The sequence below is a fragment of the Streptomyces sp. NPDC031466 genome, from assembly GCF_055581265.1.
Genome location: NZ_JBVIJT010000001.1, coordinates 685,783 through 703,100 on the forward strand (window position 1 = coordinate 685,783; position 17,318 = coordinate 703,100).

General features: G+C 73.1%; 14 protein-coding genes. 3 read left to right on the forward strand and 11 right to left on the reverse strand.

Annotated features, from left to right (window positions below; genetic code table 11):
• Positions 1–311: 311 nt before the first annotated feature.
• On the forward strand, positions 312–1,328 hold the full coding sequence (locus tag ACZ5GP_RS02495) for a LacI family DNA-binding transcriptional regulator (RefSeq protein ID WP_468748994.1): 1,017 nt from the start codon (positions 312–314) through the stop codon (positions 1,326–1,328).
• Between the two features lie 143 nt (positions 1,329–1,471).
• Positions 1,472–2,635, forward strand: a complete 1,164-nt coding sequence (locus ACZ5GP_RS02500) for a carboxylate-amine ligase (protein WP_468748995.1) — start codon at positions 1,472–1,474, stop codon at positions 2,633–2,635.
• Here ACZ5GP_RS02500 and ACZ5GP_RS02505 read toward each other — a convergent pair.
• From ACZ5GP_RS02505 to ACZ5GP_RS02535, 7 genes are all read right to left on the reverse strand, one after another.
• Positions 2,628–3,557 (reverse strand): nitroreductase/quinone reductase family protein, encoded by a 930-nt coding sequence (locus ACZ5GP_RS02505; RefSeq protein ID WP_468748996.1) that lies wholly within the window; start codon positions 3,555–3,557, stop codon positions 2,628–2,630. The two genes, ACZ5GP_RS02500 and ACZ5GP_RS02505, sit on opposite strands and share 8 nt — an antisense overlap.
• A 324-nt stretch (positions 3,558–3,881) precedes the next feature.
• Positions 3,882–6,620 (reverse strand): ATP-binding protein, encoded by a 2,739-nt coding sequence (locus ACZ5GP_RS02510; protein WP_468748997.1) that lies wholly within the window; start codon positions 6,618–6,620, stop codon positions 3,882–3,884.
• Between the two features lie 326 nt (positions 6,621–6,946).
• Positions 6,947–7,120, reverse strand: a complete 174-nt coding sequence (locus ACZ5GP_RS02515) for a hypothetical protein (protein WP_358585063.1) — start codon at positions 7,118–7,120, stop codon at positions 6,947–6,949.
• A 257-nt stretch (positions 7,121–7,377) separates the two neighbouring features.
• Positions 7,378–8,856 carry an SDR family NAD(P)-dependent oxidoreductase gene (locus tag ACZ5GP_RS02520; RefSeq protein WP_358908831.1) on the reverse strand — a complete coding sequence of 493 codons (1,479 nt, stop codon included), beginning with the start codon at positions 8,854–8,856 and terminating at the stop codon, positions 7,378–7,380.
• A 159-nt stretch (positions 8,857–9,015) separates the two neighbouring features.
• Positions 9,016–10,233, reverse strand: coding sequence for a glucose-1-phosphate adenylyltransferase (gene glgC, locus ACZ5GP_RS02525; RefSeq protein WP_468748998.1), 1,218 nt, complete (start codon positions 10,231–10,233; stop codon positions 9,016–9,018).
• 9 nt (positions 10,234–10,242) lie between these two features.
• Positions 10,243–11,457, reverse strand: a complete 1,215-nt coding sequence (gene glgA / locus ACZ5GP_RS02530; RefSeq protein ID WP_468748999.1) for a glycogen synthase — start codon at positions 11,455–11,457, stop codon at positions 10,243–10,245.
• A gap of 62 nt (positions 11,458–11,519) precedes the next feature.
• Positions 11,520–12,251: an IucA/IucC family C-terminal-domain containing protein gene (locus ACZ5GP_RS02535; protein WP_468749000.1), complete on the reverse strand. Its 732-nt coding sequence runs from the start codon at positions 12,249–12,251 to the stop codon at positions 11,520–11,522.
• 259 nt (positions 12,252–12,510) lie between these two features.
• Between ACZ5GP_RS02535 and ACZ5GP_RS02540 the strand changes: the two genes are divergently transcribed.
• Positions 12,511–13,608: a DMT family transporter gene (locus tag ACZ5GP_RS02540; RefSeq protein WP_468749001.1), complete on the forward strand. Its 1,098-nt coding sequence runs from the start codon at positions 12,511–12,513 to the stop codon at positions 13,606–13,608.
• 69 nt (positions 13,609–13,677) lie between these two features.
• Here ACZ5GP_RS02540 and ACZ5GP_RS02545 read toward each other — a convergent pair whose 3' ends face one another.
• From ACZ5GP_RS02545 to panD, 4 genes are all read right to left on the reverse strand, one after another.
• Entirely contained in the window at positions 13,678–14,973 is a 1,296-nt protein-coding gene (locus tag ACZ5GP_RS02545; RefSeq protein WP_468749002.1) for a transglycosylase family protein, read from the reverse strand.
• Positions 14,974–15,094: 121 nt separating this feature from the next.
• Positions 15,095–16,069, reverse strand: a complete 975-nt coding sequence (locus tag ACZ5GP_RS02550; RefSeq protein WP_468749003.1) for an acetylxylan esterase — start codon at positions 16,067–16,069, stop codon at positions 15,095–15,097.
• Between the two features lie 132 nt (positions 16,070–16,201).
• On the reverse strand, positions 16,202–16,393 hold the full coding sequence (locus ACZ5GP_RS02555) for a hypothetical protein (protein ID WP_468749004.1): 192 nt from the start codon (positions 16,391–16,393) through the stop codon (positions 16,202–16,204).
• 210 nt (positions 16,394–16,603) lie between these two features.
• Positions 16,604–17,020 (reverse strand): aspartate 1-decarboxylase, encoded by a 417-nt coding sequence (gene panD, locus ACZ5GP_RS02560; RefSeq protein ID WP_468749074.1) that lies wholly within the window; start codon positions 17,018–17,020, stop codon positions 16,604–16,606.
• Between the last annotated feature and the right edge of the window lie 298 nt (positions 17,021–17,318).

Here is a 17,318-nt window from a genome sequence, read left to right on the forward strand (position 1 = left end):
GGCTCCTTTGCTCGGCCCAGCGCGAGACGGCGGTGACTGCGGCCGGCCAGGCCGGACAATCGGCGCCGAGGCAGACCCTGCATCCAACCGTGGCGCGAAGTCAATGGATTCGGGGAGGAGAAATCGAAGATCCGTCGAACTGTGCGGCAACAGACCAGGTCAGGTACGTGTGTTGACGGTCTTGCGGTGAAGGACTAATGCGCTTTAGGGTCTGATCGCTCAAGCGCTTTAGTGCGTGGCCGCTTTCGTACGCGGCGCCAGGAAAGGGGCAAGGAGTGCAAGGCAAGCGGTCACCGGCACGCCGGCCCACCATGAAGGACATCGCGCGCCGCGCCGGGGTCTCCGAGAGCGCCGTCTCCTTCGCGCTCAACGACCGGCCCGGCGTCTCGGACCTCACCCGCGACCGGGTGCGCAGGGTCGCGGAGCAGCTCGGCTGGCGGCCCAGCACGGCGGCGCGCGCCCTGTCCGGCGAGGGGTCGGCGACGGTCGGCCTGGTCGTGGCGCGGCCCGCGGCGACCCTGGGCGTCGACTCCTTCTTCCTCCAGCTGATCTCCGGCGTCCAACAGGTGCTGGCCGAGCGGCACTTGGGGCTGCTCTTCCAGGTGGTGGAGGACGTGGCCGCCGAGTGCGCGGTGTACCGCCGCTGGTGGGCCGAGCACCGGGTGGACGGTGTGCTGGTGGTGGATCCGCGCACGGACGACCCCCGGCCCGCGCTCCTGGACGAACTGGGGCTGCCCGCCGTGGTGACGGGCGGTGTGCCCGACCCCGACGCCTCCCACCAGGGGCTCTCGACCGTGTGGGCGGACGACGCGGGGGCGATGGCATCGGTCGTGGGCCATCTCCACGCGCTCGGCCACCGCCGCATCGTGCACATCGCGGGCCTGGCGGGGCTCGCCCACACCGAGCGCCGCGTCCGCACCCTGCGGGCCGAGGCGGCGAGCCGGGGGCTTTCCGGTGTGCGTTCGGTGCCGACCGACTACTCCGACGCCGAGGGCGCCGCCGTGACCCGGCGCGTGCTGCGGTCCGCCGAGCCGCCGACGGCCCTGGTGTACGACAACGACGTGATGGCCGTGGCCGGGGTCGCCGCCGCGGCCTCCCTGGGTTTCACCGTGCCGACCGACGTGTCGGTGGTGGCCTGGGAGGACTCGGCGCTGTGCCGCATGGTGCATCCGTGGCTCACGGCCCTGTCCCGGGACACCGTGGCGTTCGGCCGTACCGCGGCCCGCGAGCTGCTGGCCCTCCTGGACGACGGGCCGGCGGCGACCGTCCAGGTGCCGCTGCCGCGGCTCATCGAGCGGGAGAGCACGGGGCCGGTACGGGGCGGGTGAACGCGCCCGGGCGCTGTCATCCTGGAGTGCCGCCCGGGCCGGGGCCGGGTCATGCTCCCGGCCGCACCGGGCGCGCGGCACGGCCCACGGGCGAGGAAGGTGGACGAACATGCCTCGCTCCCATCGGCGGAAGGACACGACGCATGGCGGACCACTTCCCCACCGTCGGTGTCGAGGAGGAGTACTTCCTCGTCGACGCCTCGCAGCGCACCGTGGCCGCGGCGGCGCCCCTGGTCCTGGCCCGCGCGAGGCCGGCGCTCGGGGACCTGGTGTCGGGTGAGGCCTCCGCGTACCAGGTGGAGGGCAAGACACCCCCCTGCGGGACCCTGGACGGGCTCCGCGACGAGCTGCGACGGGTGCGCGGTGCCCTGGTCGCCGCGGCGGCGCGGGAGGGCCTGCGTCCCGTCGCCTCGGGCACCCCGCTGCTGGGCATGCGCACGCCGGTACCGCTCAACGGTGACCCGCACTACCTCCCCCAGTTCGAGATGTACCGCTCCCTGTACGACACCTTCGCCTTCTGCGGGCTGCACGTGCACGTCCAGGTCCCCGACCGGGAGCACGCCGTCCTGGTCGGCAATCACCTGCGGCCCTGGCTGCCCGTCCTGGTGGCGCTCTCGGCGAACTCGCCCTTCTGGGAGGAACGGGACAGCGGCTACTGCAGCTGGCGCACGCTCGGCTCCGCGCGCTGGCCCGTGGCCGGTCCCCCGCCGTACTTCTCCTCGGCCGCGCATTACGACGCGCTCGCCGTCACGCTCCAGGAGGCCGGCGCGACCCGTGGGGAACGCTCTCTGTACTGGGACGTGCGGCCGTGCGCGCATCTGCCCACCGTGGAGATCAGGGCGATGGACGTGCCCGCGACCGTCGAGGAGGCGGCGGTTTTCGCGGTGCTGGTGCGGGCGCTGGTCGTCCGGGCCCTGGAGCGGGTGCGGGGCGGCGACCCCGGGCCCGCCATGGAGGAGGCGCTGCTGCGGGCCGCGTACTGGCGCTGTGCCCGCGACGGTCTGAGCGGCCAGGGCCTCGACCCTCGGACCAACCGGCTCGTGCCGGTCGCTCACCAGGTCAGACGGCTTGTGGAGCACGTCAGGCCGGTTCTGGAGGAGCATCACGAACTGCCCCGGGTCCGGGCAGTGCTGCGCCACCTCCTCGCGCACGGCGGTGGCGCCGAACGCCAGCGCGCCGTACACGCCCGCGGGGGCAGCCTGCACGACGTCGTCGACGACCTCGCCGCCCGCACCGCCGCGGGCCGGACGCCGGGCGCCTCGCACCGGCCGAGGCTGCCCGGCACCGAACGGACGGCGGCTAGCTGACGTCCCCCGGCGGGCCGGAGGAAGCGGGCGGGCCGGGCGGCCACGGCAGGTGCGCCAGGATCGGCAGGAGCGCCTCCTCCTCGTGGTCGAGATGGCGGTTCAACTCGTCCGACATGCGGGCCAGTTGGGCGCGGAACAGCTCCGGGTCCGCGCCGCCGACGCGGGCGAGGAGCGCCGCCAGTTCACCCTGGAGACGGGCGATCGCACGGTGTTGTGCCGCCAGCCGGTCGAAGGTCTCGCGCAGCTCGGGGTGGTAACCGGCCATGGTCGGGAAGAGGTGTGCGTCCTCGCCGGTGTGGTGGAACTCCAGCGCGTCGCAGAACGCCAGGCAGTGCTGGCGGATCTGGAGTCCGAGCCCCGGTCGCGGCGGAGCTCCCGGCCCCTGGTGGGCGGCGAGCGCCGCGAAGTGGGCCTCGGTCTCCTCGCGTACGTGGCGCAGCTGACCGCGCAGCCAGAGGTGGACCTGCGTCATCTTCTCCGCGAAGTTCCCGGCCCGGTCGGGGATGCCGGCCGCGTGTGCGGGCCGTTCGAGGACGACGACCGGCGGGATCCGGTCCGTCCGCTGGTGGTCGCCGTATCCGGGCGCGGCGGCGAGCACCCGCTCGAAGAGGCGCTCGCGCCGCTCTCCCTCGGCGGGGACGGCGACCGCCTCGAATTCCTCGGTGCCCAGCTCGACGGTCACCATGGGGTGGGCGAGGATGTCGTGGTACCAGTCGGGGTGGCGCGGACCGCCGAGGTGTGAGGCGACGATCAGCAGGAGGCCGTCGGCGCGGACGTGACCGAGCGGGGTCGTGTGCCGCCTGCCGGACTTCGCGCCGGTGGTGGTGAGCAGGAGGAGGTCGCCGCCCGCGAAGGGGCCGCCGACCTTGCCGCCGCCGGCGCGGAACTCCGCGATGACGGACTGGTCGAAGGGTGTGGGCATGACGGTGTCAGGTCTCCGTACAGGGTGTTCGGTGCCGCGTCGTGCGCGGTGCGGGATGAGGGAACGCCACGCATGCGAGGCGTGGCCGGGGTGCTCGGGGAAGGCGTGACCCGGGCGCGCGAGGGCGCGTCGGTCAGGCGAAGGCCCCGGGGTGTGAACTCACGACGTGTCCATCGGCGTCGTCCTTGAGTGAAGGTGCTCGCCCGATCGCCGGCCTGCCCACTGCTCTTTGGTCGGCGCCACGCGGCACGGGCACCATTACAGTCACCCGCTCCCGCCCGTGTCAATGCGTGATCTTCGCTCCCGCCCGACGACCAGGGGGACTCACCCCCCGTCGGGCCGCTCCGCCTCAAGGGCGGCCAGGCGGGTGGCCGCGGCGTCGGCTTCGGCGGCGCCGATCCGCGTATAGATGGTCACCGCGTGCCGCAGATCGGCGAGGGCGGCCTGTCGTCGTCCGTCGAGTTCCCGGCAGTGGGCCGCTCCTTCGAGTGCGTGCGCCTCGTCCAAGGGGCTGCGCACCAGGCGCGCCAGGCGCAACGCCGCCAGGTGTGCATCCAGGGCGGGGCGCGGCCCCGCGGTCTCGGCGAGAAGGGCTCCCCTGCTGTTCATCACCTCCGCCTCGCCCTGCGGATCTCCCATGTCCTTGAACAGGCCGAGAGACAGGTCCAGCAGGTCGAGGGCTTCGCAGAGGCTTCCCATGCGGTGGCGGGCCACACCGATGCCGTGCAGGGTGTGGGCTTCGCCGGGGCGGGCTCCCAACGCGCGGTACAGGGCGAGGGCCTCGGTCAAGTAGGCGGCCGCTTCCTCGTGGTGCCCTGTCCGCAGCCGGACCCGGCCGAGGCTGCGCAGGGTATTGGCCTGACCGTGCCGGGCGCCGAGGGAGCGGAAGAGCCGCAGCGCCTCGTGCAGCACGGCGGAGGCGGACGCGTACTCCCCTGTCAGCAGCCGCACCTGGCCGAGGTTGCGCAGGGCGTGGGCCTCGCCGATGGGAGCGCTCAACTCCCGGTACAGAGCGAGCGCTTCCTCCAGGAGTCCGGCCGCTGAGGCGTAGTCACCGGTCATTTCCCGTACGCGGCTGAGGGCCCACAGCGTATTGGTCTCGCCCAAACGGGTGCCCAGCGCGCGGAAGACGGCGAGGGCCTCTTCCAGCGACTCGGCGGCGGCTTCGTAGTCTCCGGTGGCTCGTCGCAACCGCCCGAGGTCGTGCAGGGTGTTGGCCTCGCCGTTGCGATCACCCAGTGCCCGGTAGAGGCGCAGCGCTCGTGCCAGGACGGCCGTGGCGGTGGCGTAGTCGCCGGTGAGCTGGCCGACCCAGCCCTGCGTCCGCAGCGTGTTCGCCTCGCCGAGGCGGTTGTTCTGCGTGCGGTACAACCGCAGCGCCTGGTCCAACAGGGGCTGTGCGCCCGCGTAGTCCCCGGTGACCTGTCTGACCCACCCGAGGTCGCGCAGCGTGTTGGCTTCGCCCAGAGGGTCGCGCGCGGTGCGGAAGAGTTCCAACGCCTGTGCCAGCGCGGGTTCCGCGGCCGCGTAGTCGCCGGCCAGTTGCAGGGCGCGCCCGAGGTCGCGCAGGGCGTTCGCCTCGTCATGGGGGTCGTGGTCCCGTGCGGCGGCGGCCGCGGCCCGGTGCAGTTCGACTGCTTGCGGCCAAGGGCCTTCGCGGTGCAGAAAGGCAGCCATGAGATGGGTGAGCGACACGGCGTCCGAGGGCAGCGGACCGGTGAGCCCTTTCTTGACGCAGGCCAGCAGGTTGGGGCGTTCGGTGCGCATCCAGGCCAGGGCCTGTTCCCGGCTTTCGAAGGCCGGCGTCTGCGCGCCCGCGTCGGAAGGGCCGCCGTCGCCGGGATGCGGCGTGGTCGTGAGCTTCTGGTCCGCTCGGTGGGCGGCACGCCGGTAGTGGCCGAAGAGGCGCTCCAGCGCCTGGGCCCGGTCGGCGCGGGGCTCGCCCGCGGCCAGCGTCGCGGCGTACGCGCGCAGGAGGTCATGGGTGCGATAGCGGTACGGCGCGGGGGACTCGACCAGGTGATCGACGTAGAGGGCTTCCATCTGCCGGCGTACGACGGTCAGGGGGCGCTCGCCGAGAGCGGCGGCGGCGTACAGGTCCAGGTCGGGCCCCGGGTGCAGGCCCAGGCGGCGGAACAGGTGCTGTCTCTCGGCGGGCAGCACGAGGTAGGACAGGTCGAAGGCGGCGCGCACCGCGCGGTCCCCCGCCTCCAGTTCCCCCAGCCTGTCCTGGGCGGCCGCGAACTCTTCGAGGAAGGCCGTGAGAGCCCAGGCGGGGTGGTGGGCGAGCCGTGCTCCCAGCAGGGTGATGGCCAGGGGAAGGAACCCGCACAGACGCACCGCCTCCGCGACCCCGCCGGCGTTCGTCGCATCGAGTGCGCGGCGGGCCACCCGGGTGAACAGGGCGGCGGCGGTGTCGGGCGGCAGCGGTTCGACGGAGAGCGGCCTGGCCCCGTCCAGAGCCAGTAACCGACGGCGGCTGGTGACCAGGACGAGACAGCCGTCGGACGCCGGCAGGAGCGGTTCGACCTGCGCGACGCCCACGGCGTTGTCCAGCACGAGCAGGACCCGTTTGCCGGCCAGCCGGTCACGCCACAGGGCGGAGCGCGCCTGGAGGCCGTCGGGGAGGTACTGGGGAGCGACACCGACGCTGTACAGCAGCGTCGCGAGGACGTCGGCCGACTCGGCGGCGGGCTGCCCAGGAGTGTGACCGTACAGGTCGACGAAGAGCCGGCCGTCGGGAAAGCGGTCGGCCAGCAGGTGTGCCGCCCGCGTCACCAGGGCGGTCTTGCCGACCCCCGGCATCCCGTCCACCGTGTGAACGGTCACCACTCTCGCCTCGCCCGTGTCCGCGACCCGCAGCAACGAACGCAGTTCCTGATCCCGGCCGGTGAAGGCCGCGACATCCCGGGGCAGGGTGTGGAGCGCGGTCACCGGTGCGGGAGCGGCATACGTGATGTGGTGCAGGTCCCGTCCCGCCATGTACACACGGGACTGGTCGTGGGCGCTCGCTTCGACGCGGACCCGCCGCTCCTCGCCCTCCTCGGCGGCGGACGCGTTCACGAACCCGTGACGTGCTGATCTCTGCCGGCCATGGCGCCCCTGTCGTCTCCGTGGGCGAGCGTTCCCGCACCGTCCGGGACGTCCCATCATCCCCGGCGGGAAGCGGCGGCAACAAGGGGACGTCCGCGGACGAAGGTGGCGTTCGCATGAATCACCCGGTGGCCGCTGGGTACTGACGGGAGATGGCGGCGGGCAGCGGACGGCCGTGGAGGGGACGGCCGTCCGGGCCGGCCGCCGGCCCCGCAGACAGGACCCGCACGCGCCATCGCCCCTCGCCGTGGGGGCGGGGGGCGCAGGGCGAAGCAGACGGACCGGAGCGGTACCGGTCAGTCGATACCAGGGAGGATGTGGGGCTCGGCGAGGTCGTCCTCGTAGCCCGCGAGGCGAATGGGGGCCGCCTTGGACCACGCCTCCAGGTTGCGGAGCTTGTGGGGTCTCACGGCCCGCTCGCCGCCGCGTTCCGCCGGTCGTTTTTCGTGCTTCGTCAGTTCTGGTGTCACCGCGCACTCCTTTGTGTCGCGTAACGGAAGGACAAGGGCAGTACGGTCGCGGTGGCGCCGATGTGTGGCGGGACCGCAGCCGTGGTCGCCGGCCTGTCCCCGGGGCGGCCGAGGGATGCTTGTGGATCCCTCGTGGCCACCCGTTCGACCCAGGTTAACCAAATGAGCGCGCCTGTGCTCGATGGAAGCTCAAGACCAGGCAAATTCCGGACAGCGGAAGGGGCCCGGACCAGGGGTGTCGCGACCTGCTGTGACGGCTACCACTTGCCGGGCGCGTAGTCCTTGAGAAACACCCCGTACAGGTCCTCGCCGGCCTGGCCGCGCACGATCGGGTCGTAGACCCGGGCCGCGCCGTCGATCAGGTCCAGCGGGGCGTGGAAGCCCTCCTCCGCGAGGCGCATCTTGTCGGGGTGCGGGCGCTCGTCGGTGATCCAGCCGGTGTCGACCGCCGTCATCAGGATGCGGTCCTTCTCGAACATCTCCTGCGCGCTGGTGCGCGTCAGCATGTTCAGGGCTGCCTTGGCCATGTTGGTGTGCGGGTGGCCCGCGCCCTTGTAGCCGCGGCCGAAGACGCCCTCCATGGCGGAGACGTTCACGATGTAGGCGCGGCCCTCGTCGTTCGCCGCGGCGGCCGCCGCCATGGCGGGCCGCAGGTGGCTGATGAGGATGAACGGCGCCGTGGAGTTGCACAGCTGGACTTCGAGCAGTTCGACCGGGCCGACCTCGTCGACGGTCTGGACCCAGCTGTTGGTGTCGTGCAGGTCCGGTACCAGGCCGCCCGCGTCGATCGCCGTACCGGCCGCGATGCGCTCCAGGGACGCCGACCCCGTGACCAGGGCGAGTCCGGTGACGTCGTCGGCGGTCAGCGCGCCACCCCCGACGACCGGCAGCGCGGCCACGGCGCCGGAGCCGAAGGTGCCGATCACCTCGGAGGCCGGCAGCTCACCGGCGGGCAGCGGCGCGGACTCGGCGGCGACCAGCTCGCTGTAGGCCTGCGGGGAACGGCGTACGGTCTGCGCGGCGTTGTTGATCAGTACGTCGAGGGGCCCCTCGGCGGCGACCGACTCGGCGAGCGCGACGACCTGGGCCGGGTCGCGCAGGTCGATGCCGACGATCTTCAGCCGGTGGATCCACTCGTCGCTGTCGGGCATCGCCTTGAAGCGGCGGATCGCGTCGCTCGGGAAGCGGGTGGTGATCGTGGTGTGCGCGCCGTCCCGCAGCAGACGCAGCGCGATGTACATGCCGATCTTGGCGCGGCCGCCGGTGAGCAGGGCGCGCTTGCCGCTCAGGTCGGTGCGGGCGTCGCGGCGCGCGCGGTTCTCGGCGGCGCACGCCTGGCAGAGCTGGTGGTAGAACGCGTCGACCTCGACGTACCGCGTCTTGCAGGTGTAGCAGGAACGCGGGCGCTGGAGTATCCCCGCGATCTCGCCCTGCGCCGAGGAGGAGGGCAGCACGCCGGCCGTCTCGTCGTCGATGCGGTCGGCGGAGCCGGTCGCGGTGGCCTCGGTGACCGCCCGGTCGTGGGCGGTCTTGGCGGCACGGCGCTCCTGGCGGCGGCGCTGCTTGACCGTGCGGTAGATCCCGGCCGTCGCCCGGCGCACCGCGATGGCGTCGGGGTGGTCGACGTCCAGCTTGTCCAGCTCGTCGAGCACGCTCAGGCAGACGGCGAGACGGTCCGGGTCGATGCCGGGACCGTACGCGACGGTCTCCTCCTGGCTTTCGTCTGTCACCGTCATCGCCGTTGCCCTCGTGTCATTCCGTGCCGCGGCGCGCCTGGTCGTCCGCGGAAGCTCCAAAAGCGGAACTTTACGTAGCTCCGGGCCCGGTCACCAAACCCGTGCCGCCACGCATGCCGCACACGGCCACCGGAGGCGCTACCGAGGGTCAGCGGACGCTCACTCGACGCGCTGCCCCTTGCCCAGCGCGATCACCCCGGCCTTCGACACCGTGTACAGCTCCTCGTCGCGTTCCGGGTTGACGCCGATGGTCGCGCCCGGCGGCACGTCGATGTTCTTGTCCAGGACGGCGCCGCGGACCACCGCGCCCCGCCCCACCCGTACGTTGTGGTGCAGCACCGAGCCCTGCACGACCGCCCCTTCCTCGATGGTCACACCGGGCGAGAGCACGGAGCGGGTGACCTGGCCGCGGATGACGCACCCCGGGCTGACGATCGACTCCCCGGCGATGCCGCCCGCGCAGAACCTGGCGGGGGGCAGGCCGCTGGAGTGGGTGTAGATGGGCCAGTTCCGGTTGTCGAGGTTGAAGACGGGCTGGTCGGAGATCAGGTCCATGTGGGCGTCGTAGTACGAGTCCAGGGTGCCGACGTCACGCCAGTAACCGTGGTCGCGCAGGGTCTCGCCGGGGACGTGGTTGGCGTCGAAGTCGTACACCTGGGCGAGGCCGCGTTCGGTGAGCAGGGGCAGGATGGAGCCGCCCATGTCGTGGGCCGACTCCTCGTCCTCGGCGTCCTGCTGGAGCGTGTCGACGAGTGTCTTCGTGGTGAACAGGTAGTTGCCCATGGAGGCGAAGACCTGGTGCGGGGCGTCCGGCAGGCCCGGCGGGTCGGCGGGCTTCTCCAGGAAGCGTTCGACGCGTGTCCCGTCGCGCGCGGGCGTGATGATGCCGAAGGAGGGCGCCTCGGCGCGCGGCACCCTGATGCCGGCGACGGTGACCGCCGCGCCGTTGTCGATGTGCTGCTGGAGCATCTGCCGCGGGTCCATGCGGTAGACGTGGTCGGCGCCGAACACCGCTATGTAGTCGGGCTGTTCGTCGTGGACGAGGTTGAGCGACTGCAGGATCGCGTCCGCGCTGCCCAAGTACCAGCGTGGGCCGAGGCGTTGCTGGGCGGGCACGGGGGTGACGTAGTTGCCGAGCAGGCTCGACATGCGCCACGTCGTCGTCACATGCCGGTCCAGGGAGTGCGACTTGTACTGCGTCAGGACGCAGACGCGCAGGATGTCGGCGTTGACGAGATTGGACAGGACGAAGTCCACGAGGCGGTACGTCCCGCCGAACGTGACCGCCGGTTTGGCCCGGTCGACGGTGAGCGGCATCAGCCGCTTCCCCTCCCCGCCCGCGAGCACGATGCCGAGCACCGAAGGACCACCGCGCATCCCAGTCTCCTACCTGTCGACCTGATGGGTCTCGCCGATGATCCGTCGGCCGTCGGGCCGCCCGCCGGCGCGCAGGACCTCCTCGTACACCTCCACCGTGCGCCGGGCCACGGCGCCCCAGCCGAACTCCCCCTCGGCGCGGCGGCGTCCGGCCGCTCCCATCGCCGCGGCCCGCCCTGGGTCACCGGCCAGTTCGTTCAGCAGCGCCCCGAGATCACGTTCGAAGCCTTCGGGGCACTTCGGCTCGTACGGGACGAGCAGCCCTGTCGCCCCGTCCTGCACGACCTCGGGGATGCCGCCGACCCGGGAGGCGACGACGGCTGTGCCGCACGCCATCGCCTCCAGGTTGACGATGCCCAGCGGTTCGTACACCGAGGGGCAGACGAACACGGCGGCGTGCGTGAGGAGTTGGATCACCTGGGGGCGGGGCAGCATCTCGGGGATCCATCGGACGCCGACGCGGGCACGGCTCAACTCCTCGAAGAGGAGCCGGAATTCGGCGTCCGTCTCGGGGGTGTCGGGCGCTCCGGCACACAGGACGAGCTGGATGCCGTCGTCCAGGGCGCGGGCGGCGCGCAGCAGGTGGGGTACGCCCTTCTGCCGGGTGATGCGCCCGACGAACAGCACATAGGGACGCCCGGGGTCGATGCCGAGCCGCTCCAGGACGTCCGTGCGCGGGTCGGGGCGGTACAGCTCGGTGTCGATGCCGTTGTGCACGACGTGGACCTTCGCCGGGTCGAGTGCGGGGTAGCAGGCGAGAATGTCCTCGCGCATGGCACCGGACACCGCGATCACCGCGTCGGCGGACTCGGCGGCGGTCTGCTCGGCCCAGCGGGAAAGGGCGTATCCGCCGCCCAGTTGCTCGGCCTTCCAGGGGCGCAGGGGCTCCAGGGAGTGGGCGGTCAGCACATGCGGGATGTCGTGCAGGAGCTTGCCGACATGGCCCGCGAGGTTGGCGTACCAGGTGTGGGAGTGGACCAGTTCGCGGCCGTCCAGCGCGGCGGCCATCGCGAGGTCCACGGAGAAGGTGCGCAGCGCCTCGTTGGCGTCGCCGAGGGCGGGCCAGGCCCGGTGCCGCAGCACACCGTCGCCCGCGCCGTCGCCCCAGCAGTGCACGTCGAGGTCGACGAGGGAGCGTAACTCCCTTGCCAGGAACTCGACATGGACGCCCGCGCCGCCGTACACATCGGGCGGGTACTCCCGGGTGAGCAGTCCCACTTTCACGGAGAACCCTCCGTCGTCCGCCTGAGGTCGGCCACGCCCCCTCATGGTCACCCAGACACGGCTCAGGGGGAAGACCGCGTCGGCGGCCGTTCGAAGCAGCAGTCGCCGCACACGCCGCCGCCGGGGCAGCGGTAGTAGAGGCAGCAGCTGCGGCGCCGGAAGGCGGCGGGGTCCAGGGTGCCGGTGGTGCGCAGGTCGGGGTGGTCGAACAGCGCCTCGGCGAGGCCGAGGGCCCGCTTGCCCACGCCCTCGTGCCGCTCCCGCACCGCCCAGCCGCGCAGTTCGCGCGCGGCGCCCGCGAGCGCGGAGCCCGCGTTGCCCCACAGCAGCCCCGCGGAGATCCGGTACCGGGCGCGCAACGCCTCGGCGAGCGGCGCGAGATGGGTGTGCTGCACGACGTCCCGTACGGTCGCGGCGGCCGCGTGCGTGTCCGCGCCGACGGGCAGGGCGCGTACGTCACCGAGCCACAGGTCGTCCGGCGAGGTGCCCTGCGCGTCCCAGTGCAGCCGGGCGGGGTCGAGGTCAGGCACCGCGCCGTACAGCGCCGCGCAGCCGAGCCCGATCGACCAGAGCCGGGCGGCGAGCCCCAGGTGCGCCACGGAGACCGCGACGCGCTCCTCGCGGGCGCCGAGGCGCCGCGCGACCTCGGCGACGCGCAGGGACAGCGGGTCCGGGCCCGTCGGCGGCGCGTACACCTGCGAGAGCGCGACGGCGCCCTCGGGCGCGGGCCCTTGCCGCAGGGCGAAGAAGCCGCCGACGGAGCGGAGTTCTGCCAGGTCGATACGGGTGGTCATGACAGCAGTACAGCAAGTCGCGCGCCGCTCGTGGCCGCCGGGGTGGCCGTCCGCGCCGCCCGGCGCCTCCCCCTCGACCCTGAGACGGCTCCCCGCCCTGGGGAGGACGCGGCCGCGGGCGTACTCCATCGGCAGTAGGACCCAGTGCCTGCTCAGGGACGACGACGCGGGCTGATTCACGCGGCATCGTAGTAACCATGGAAGCCGACCGTTCGCCTCGCCGGGACCACCGGACGCACCGCGCGCCGCGGAGCACCTCATGAGTGCCCTCGCGCTGTCCGTGCTGCTCTCCCTCGTCTCCGCCGTGGCGTACGCCGGCGGGGCGATCCTGCAGGAGCGGGTCGCGGCGACGACCCCGGACCAGCGGTACGCGCCGCTGCGCCGCGGCGCCTGGTGGACCGCGATCGCCCTGAACGGCCTGGGCGCGTTGCTGCACGTCGTGGCGCTCGCCTACGGCCCGCTCAGCCTCGTGCAGCCGCTGGGCGCCCTGACCATCGTCTTCGCGCTGCCCATGGCGGCCGTGTTCGTGCGCCGCCGGGCCGGGGCCACCGCGTGGCGCGGCGCGGTCATGGCGACGGTGGGGCTCGCCGGGCTCCTCTCCCTCACCTCGGCGGCGGACTCGCGGTCACTGGGCGGTGCCGACCGCCTGCTGCTGGCCCTGATCACGGGCGGCGGCGTGCTGGCCCTCGCGGTGGCGGCGCACGCCGCCCACCGCCACCCCGTGGTGCGCAGCGTGCTCCTGGCCTGTGCGGCGGGCGCGGCCTTCGGCATCGCCTCGGTCTTCACCAAGACCGTGGCGGTGGACTGGGGCCAGGACGCAGCGCTCGTCCGGCAGCTGCCGAGTCTCGGCGTGATCGCGGTGCTGGCGGCGGCCGGGGTGCTGCTCTCGCAGGCCTCGTACCGGGGTGCGGGCCTCGCGGCGCCGCTGGCGACGGTGACGGTCGTGAACCCGGTGGTCGCGGCGGCGGTCGGCCTGACCCTCTTCGAGGAGACCTTCCGCTACGGCACCCTGGGCGCCGTCCTGGCACTCGGCTGCGGCATCGTCGCCGGGGGCGGCCTGCTCCTGCTGACCACCGAGCGGATCGCCCGGGAGGCCTCGACCGCCTCCGGGACCGTGCCCGAGGGCGAGACCGTGTCCGAGGGCGCGGGACTGCCTGCGGCGCGGGACGAGTCGGCCGCGCCGCGACCGGTGCCCGGGCCCGTGCAGGCCGGACCGCGCCTCGCGTACGAGGCGCTCCCGGCCGTGCCGTCCCAGCCCGCCCCGTCGTCCCGGGCCGCGCAGGTGGCTCGGGTGGAGCGGACGCGTCGCCGGGCCGCGCACCGGCACCCCAGGCACCGCGAACGCATGGTGTCCTGAGGGGCCTGGACCCGGATACGTACGCCCGCGGTCAGCTGCGTACGTCCGTCTCGGGTGCGTACGCCCGCTTCAGATGCGTACGCCGCGGGCCCGCAGGTAGGCCAGCGGGTCGATGTCGGAACCGAAGCCGGGACCCGTCCGCACCTCGAAGTGCAGGTGCGGGCCGGTGCTGTTGCCGGTGGAGCCGGACCGGGCGATGCGCTGCCCCGCGCCGACCTGCTGCCCGGCCCTCACGGAGAGCGCCGACAGATGCCCGTACTGGCTGTACTTCCCGTCGGCGTGCCGGATGACCACCTGGTAGCCGTAGCTGCCGCCCCAGCCCGCCGAGACGACCCGCCCGGCGGCGATCGCCTTCACGGAGGTCCCGGTGGGCACCGGGAAGTCGACGCCGGTGTGGTAGCCCTTCGACCAGGAACCGCCGGCGGCGCGGTACGGCGTGCTGGGCGACGCGGCGACCGGCGCGGAGGCGGCGGACGGCGGGGCGGGCCTGGCCTTCTCGGTGCGGGGCGCGGGGCGGGAGGCCCGCGGCTTCTCCCGCGTCTTCTCGGCGGCCCTCTTCTCGGCGGCCTTCTTCTCCGCCGCTTGCCTCTCGGCGGCCTTCCTGTCGGCGGCCTTCCTGTCGGCGGCCCGCTGCCGGGCCCGGTCGTCGGTGTGCCGCTCGGCCTTGTCCGTCCGCTGGGGCGCGCGAGAACCCTGGACGTGCACGGAGAGCCGCTGTCCCGGCGTGATGAGATCGGGGTCGTCCCCGATGACGCGCCGGTTGGTTTCGTACAGGCGCTGCCAGCCGCCCCGCACCCGGCGTTCGTCGGCGATCCCGGAGAGGGTGTCGCCGCGCACGACGGTGTACATCCGCGCGCTGCCGGCGGTGGACTGCGGGGTCACCTCCGGCTTGACGTCCCTGACGTCGCGCTTGGCCGGTTCGGTCGCCCGCTCGGCCGGTCGCGGCTTGCTCGCGGCGCGGGCCTCGGCGACCTCGGGCGTACCGCCGCCCCTGGTGAGGCCGGCCTTCGCGGAGCACACCGGCCAGGCGCCGGGCCCCTGCGCGTCGAGGACCTTCTCGGCGACGGCGATCTGCTGGCTCTTGGTGGCCCGGTCGGCGCGCGGCGCGTGGACCGTGCCGCCGTACGCCTCCCAGGTGGACTGCTTGAACTGGAGGCCGCCGTAGAAGCCGTTGCCGGTGTTGACGCTCCAGTTGCTGCTGGACTCGCAGGCCGCCACCTTGTCCCAGGTGTCGACGCCGGCGGCGCCGGCCCCGCCCGCGACGGTCAGCGGGAGCGCCATGCCGGCGCCGCCCGCGGTGACCGTGAGGGACGCGCGGTTGATGCGGTTCGGTTGATACCGGCGATGCCGGCCCCGTACGGCCATGGCGAGCCCCCTCGGACACACGTCATCACGGATTGCGCACAGCGGACACACGACAAGCCCGCAAGCTAGCCGGTCGGACCAATCCATGACAAGAGCCGGTCATCGAAAGGGAGTTGCGGGTTCAGGGCCTCAAATGCCCCGCGAGCCACCGGAGTTGGACTTGCTGCTGGTAGGGGCCGCCACCCTCGTGGTCGTTGAAGCCGTAGACCTCCATCGAACGCTCGCTGCCCGCATAGGCGTTGTGGGCGGCGAACACCGTGGAGGGCGGGCAGGTCTGGTCCTCCAGGGCCGTGGAGAACAGGGCGGGCGCCCGGCCCCGCGCGGCGAAGTGCACGCCGTCGAAGTAGGAGAGCGTCCGCAGGACGCGCTCCTCCCCGCCCCGCCGGGCCTTCAGGTACAGGCCGATCTCCCGGTAGGGCATCCGGTCGGTGAGCGTCGTCGCCCGCGGGAAGTCGCACAGGAACGGCACGTCGGAGGCGATGGCGGCCAGGTCGGGCACGAGACCGCCGGCCGCGAGGGCGAGGCCGCCGCCCTGGCTGACGCCGAGAGCGGCGACCCGCGAGGCGTCCACGAGCGGATGGGCGCGCGCCGCCTCGACTGCGCGTACCGCGTCGACGTACAGGCGCCGGTAGTAGTACTCGTGCGGGTCCTCGATGCCGCGCGTCATGTACCCGGGGTGGGCGGGCCCGCTGCCCACCGGGTCCGGCGTGTCGCCCTGCGCCCAGCCTCCGCTGCCCTGGCCCCGGGTGTCCATGACGAAGTGCGCGTAGCCGGCCGCGGCCCACAGCAGGTGCATGTGCGGCAGACCGCGTCCGCCGCCGTATCCGATGTACTCGACGACGGCGGGCAGCGGCTCCTCGGCGCCGGCCGGCAGGACCAGCCAGCCCTTCACGGGGTGCCCGCCGAATCCGGCGTATGTGACGTCGAGGACCCGCACGCCCTTCAACGGCAGCTCCACCGCGTCGAACCGTACGCCGAGATCGTGCTGCCGGGCCTCCAACAGCGTCTTCTCCCAAAAGGCGTCGAAGTCCTCGGGCTCGGGCAACTCCGGTCGGTAACGGCGCAGTTCGTCGAGGGGCAGGTCGAACTGGGGCACGGGCGGCTCCTCCTCAGGACAAGGTGTCGGAGCCTCACGCTATGCCAGTCGTACGGTGTCCGGCAGTGCCATATCCCTGCCGCACGGGGAGGGGCGGGGCCCGGTGGCCCCGCCCCTGGACACGCGGAGGTGTCAGGACAGCGGCCCCGGCTGGGGTTGGGGCTCGGGCACCGGGTCGGGGCCGGGCGGCGTGGGGACCGGCGAGGGCGAGGGCTGCGGGGTGGGCCGCGGCTCGGGGTGCGGGACGGGGTCCGGGTCCGGGAAGGGCCTCTCCGGTTCGGGGAGCGGTCCCGGCGGAACGGGGTCAGGGAACGGATGGGTCATGTGCGATCCTCCAGCCAGTGGTTCGTCGGCTTCTCCCCCGCCTACCCGGGTCCCCCGGCCCCAAGCCTGACATCATTCGGCCCCAGGCGCCCCGGCGACATCGCCCCACGGGCCACGGCGGCGGACGAACGGGTGACTCCACGGCTGCCGCGCCGCACCACCGCCGGGCCCGTCGGGCGTGGAGCAGCCGACGCGTCCTACCGCGTCCGATCAGAGGCTCAACGGGCTGCGTGTCATCCCCGGGTCCCCCGGCACCGCCTCGGCCGGATCGTCGCCGAGGGCCACCATGCGGTTGGCCTCGTCGACGTGCACGACGCGCGGCCGCAGCGCCCGCGCCTCGGCGTCCTCGACCTGGGCGTAGCTGATGATGATCACCTTGTCACCGGGGTGGACGAGGTGCGCGGCCGCGCCGTTGATGCCGATGACACCGCTGCCGCGCTCGCCCTCGATCGTGTAGGTCTCCAACCGGGCGCCATTGGTGACGTCGACGATGTGGACGAGCTCGCCGGGCAGCAGATCGGCGGCATCGAGAAGGTCCGCGTCGATGGTGACCGAACCCACGTAGTGCAGGTCGGCCTGGGTCACTGTGGCGCGATGGATCTTGGACTTGAACATGGTGCGCAGCATCGAGGTACTCCTCGTCATCAGGCTCCCTGCCTACGTTCTTGCAGGTCAAGGGCGGTTTGACCACTTTACAACGTGCCGCGTGCCCCAGTCAGCCCTTTCCGGCTGCGCGAAAACTCACCCGGCTCCGGTGAAGCGCACGACACGGTGCTCCGCCGTGGAACCCACCCGCCCCACCCGTATCAACCCCGGCGTTTCAGCCAGCCCCCGCGCCTGCGTGAGGCCCGCGTAGGCGGTGTTCGCGGGTTCACGGGCCCGGGGTTGCAAGGGCCGAGGGACGTCCGGAATCGAGCGCGTTCGA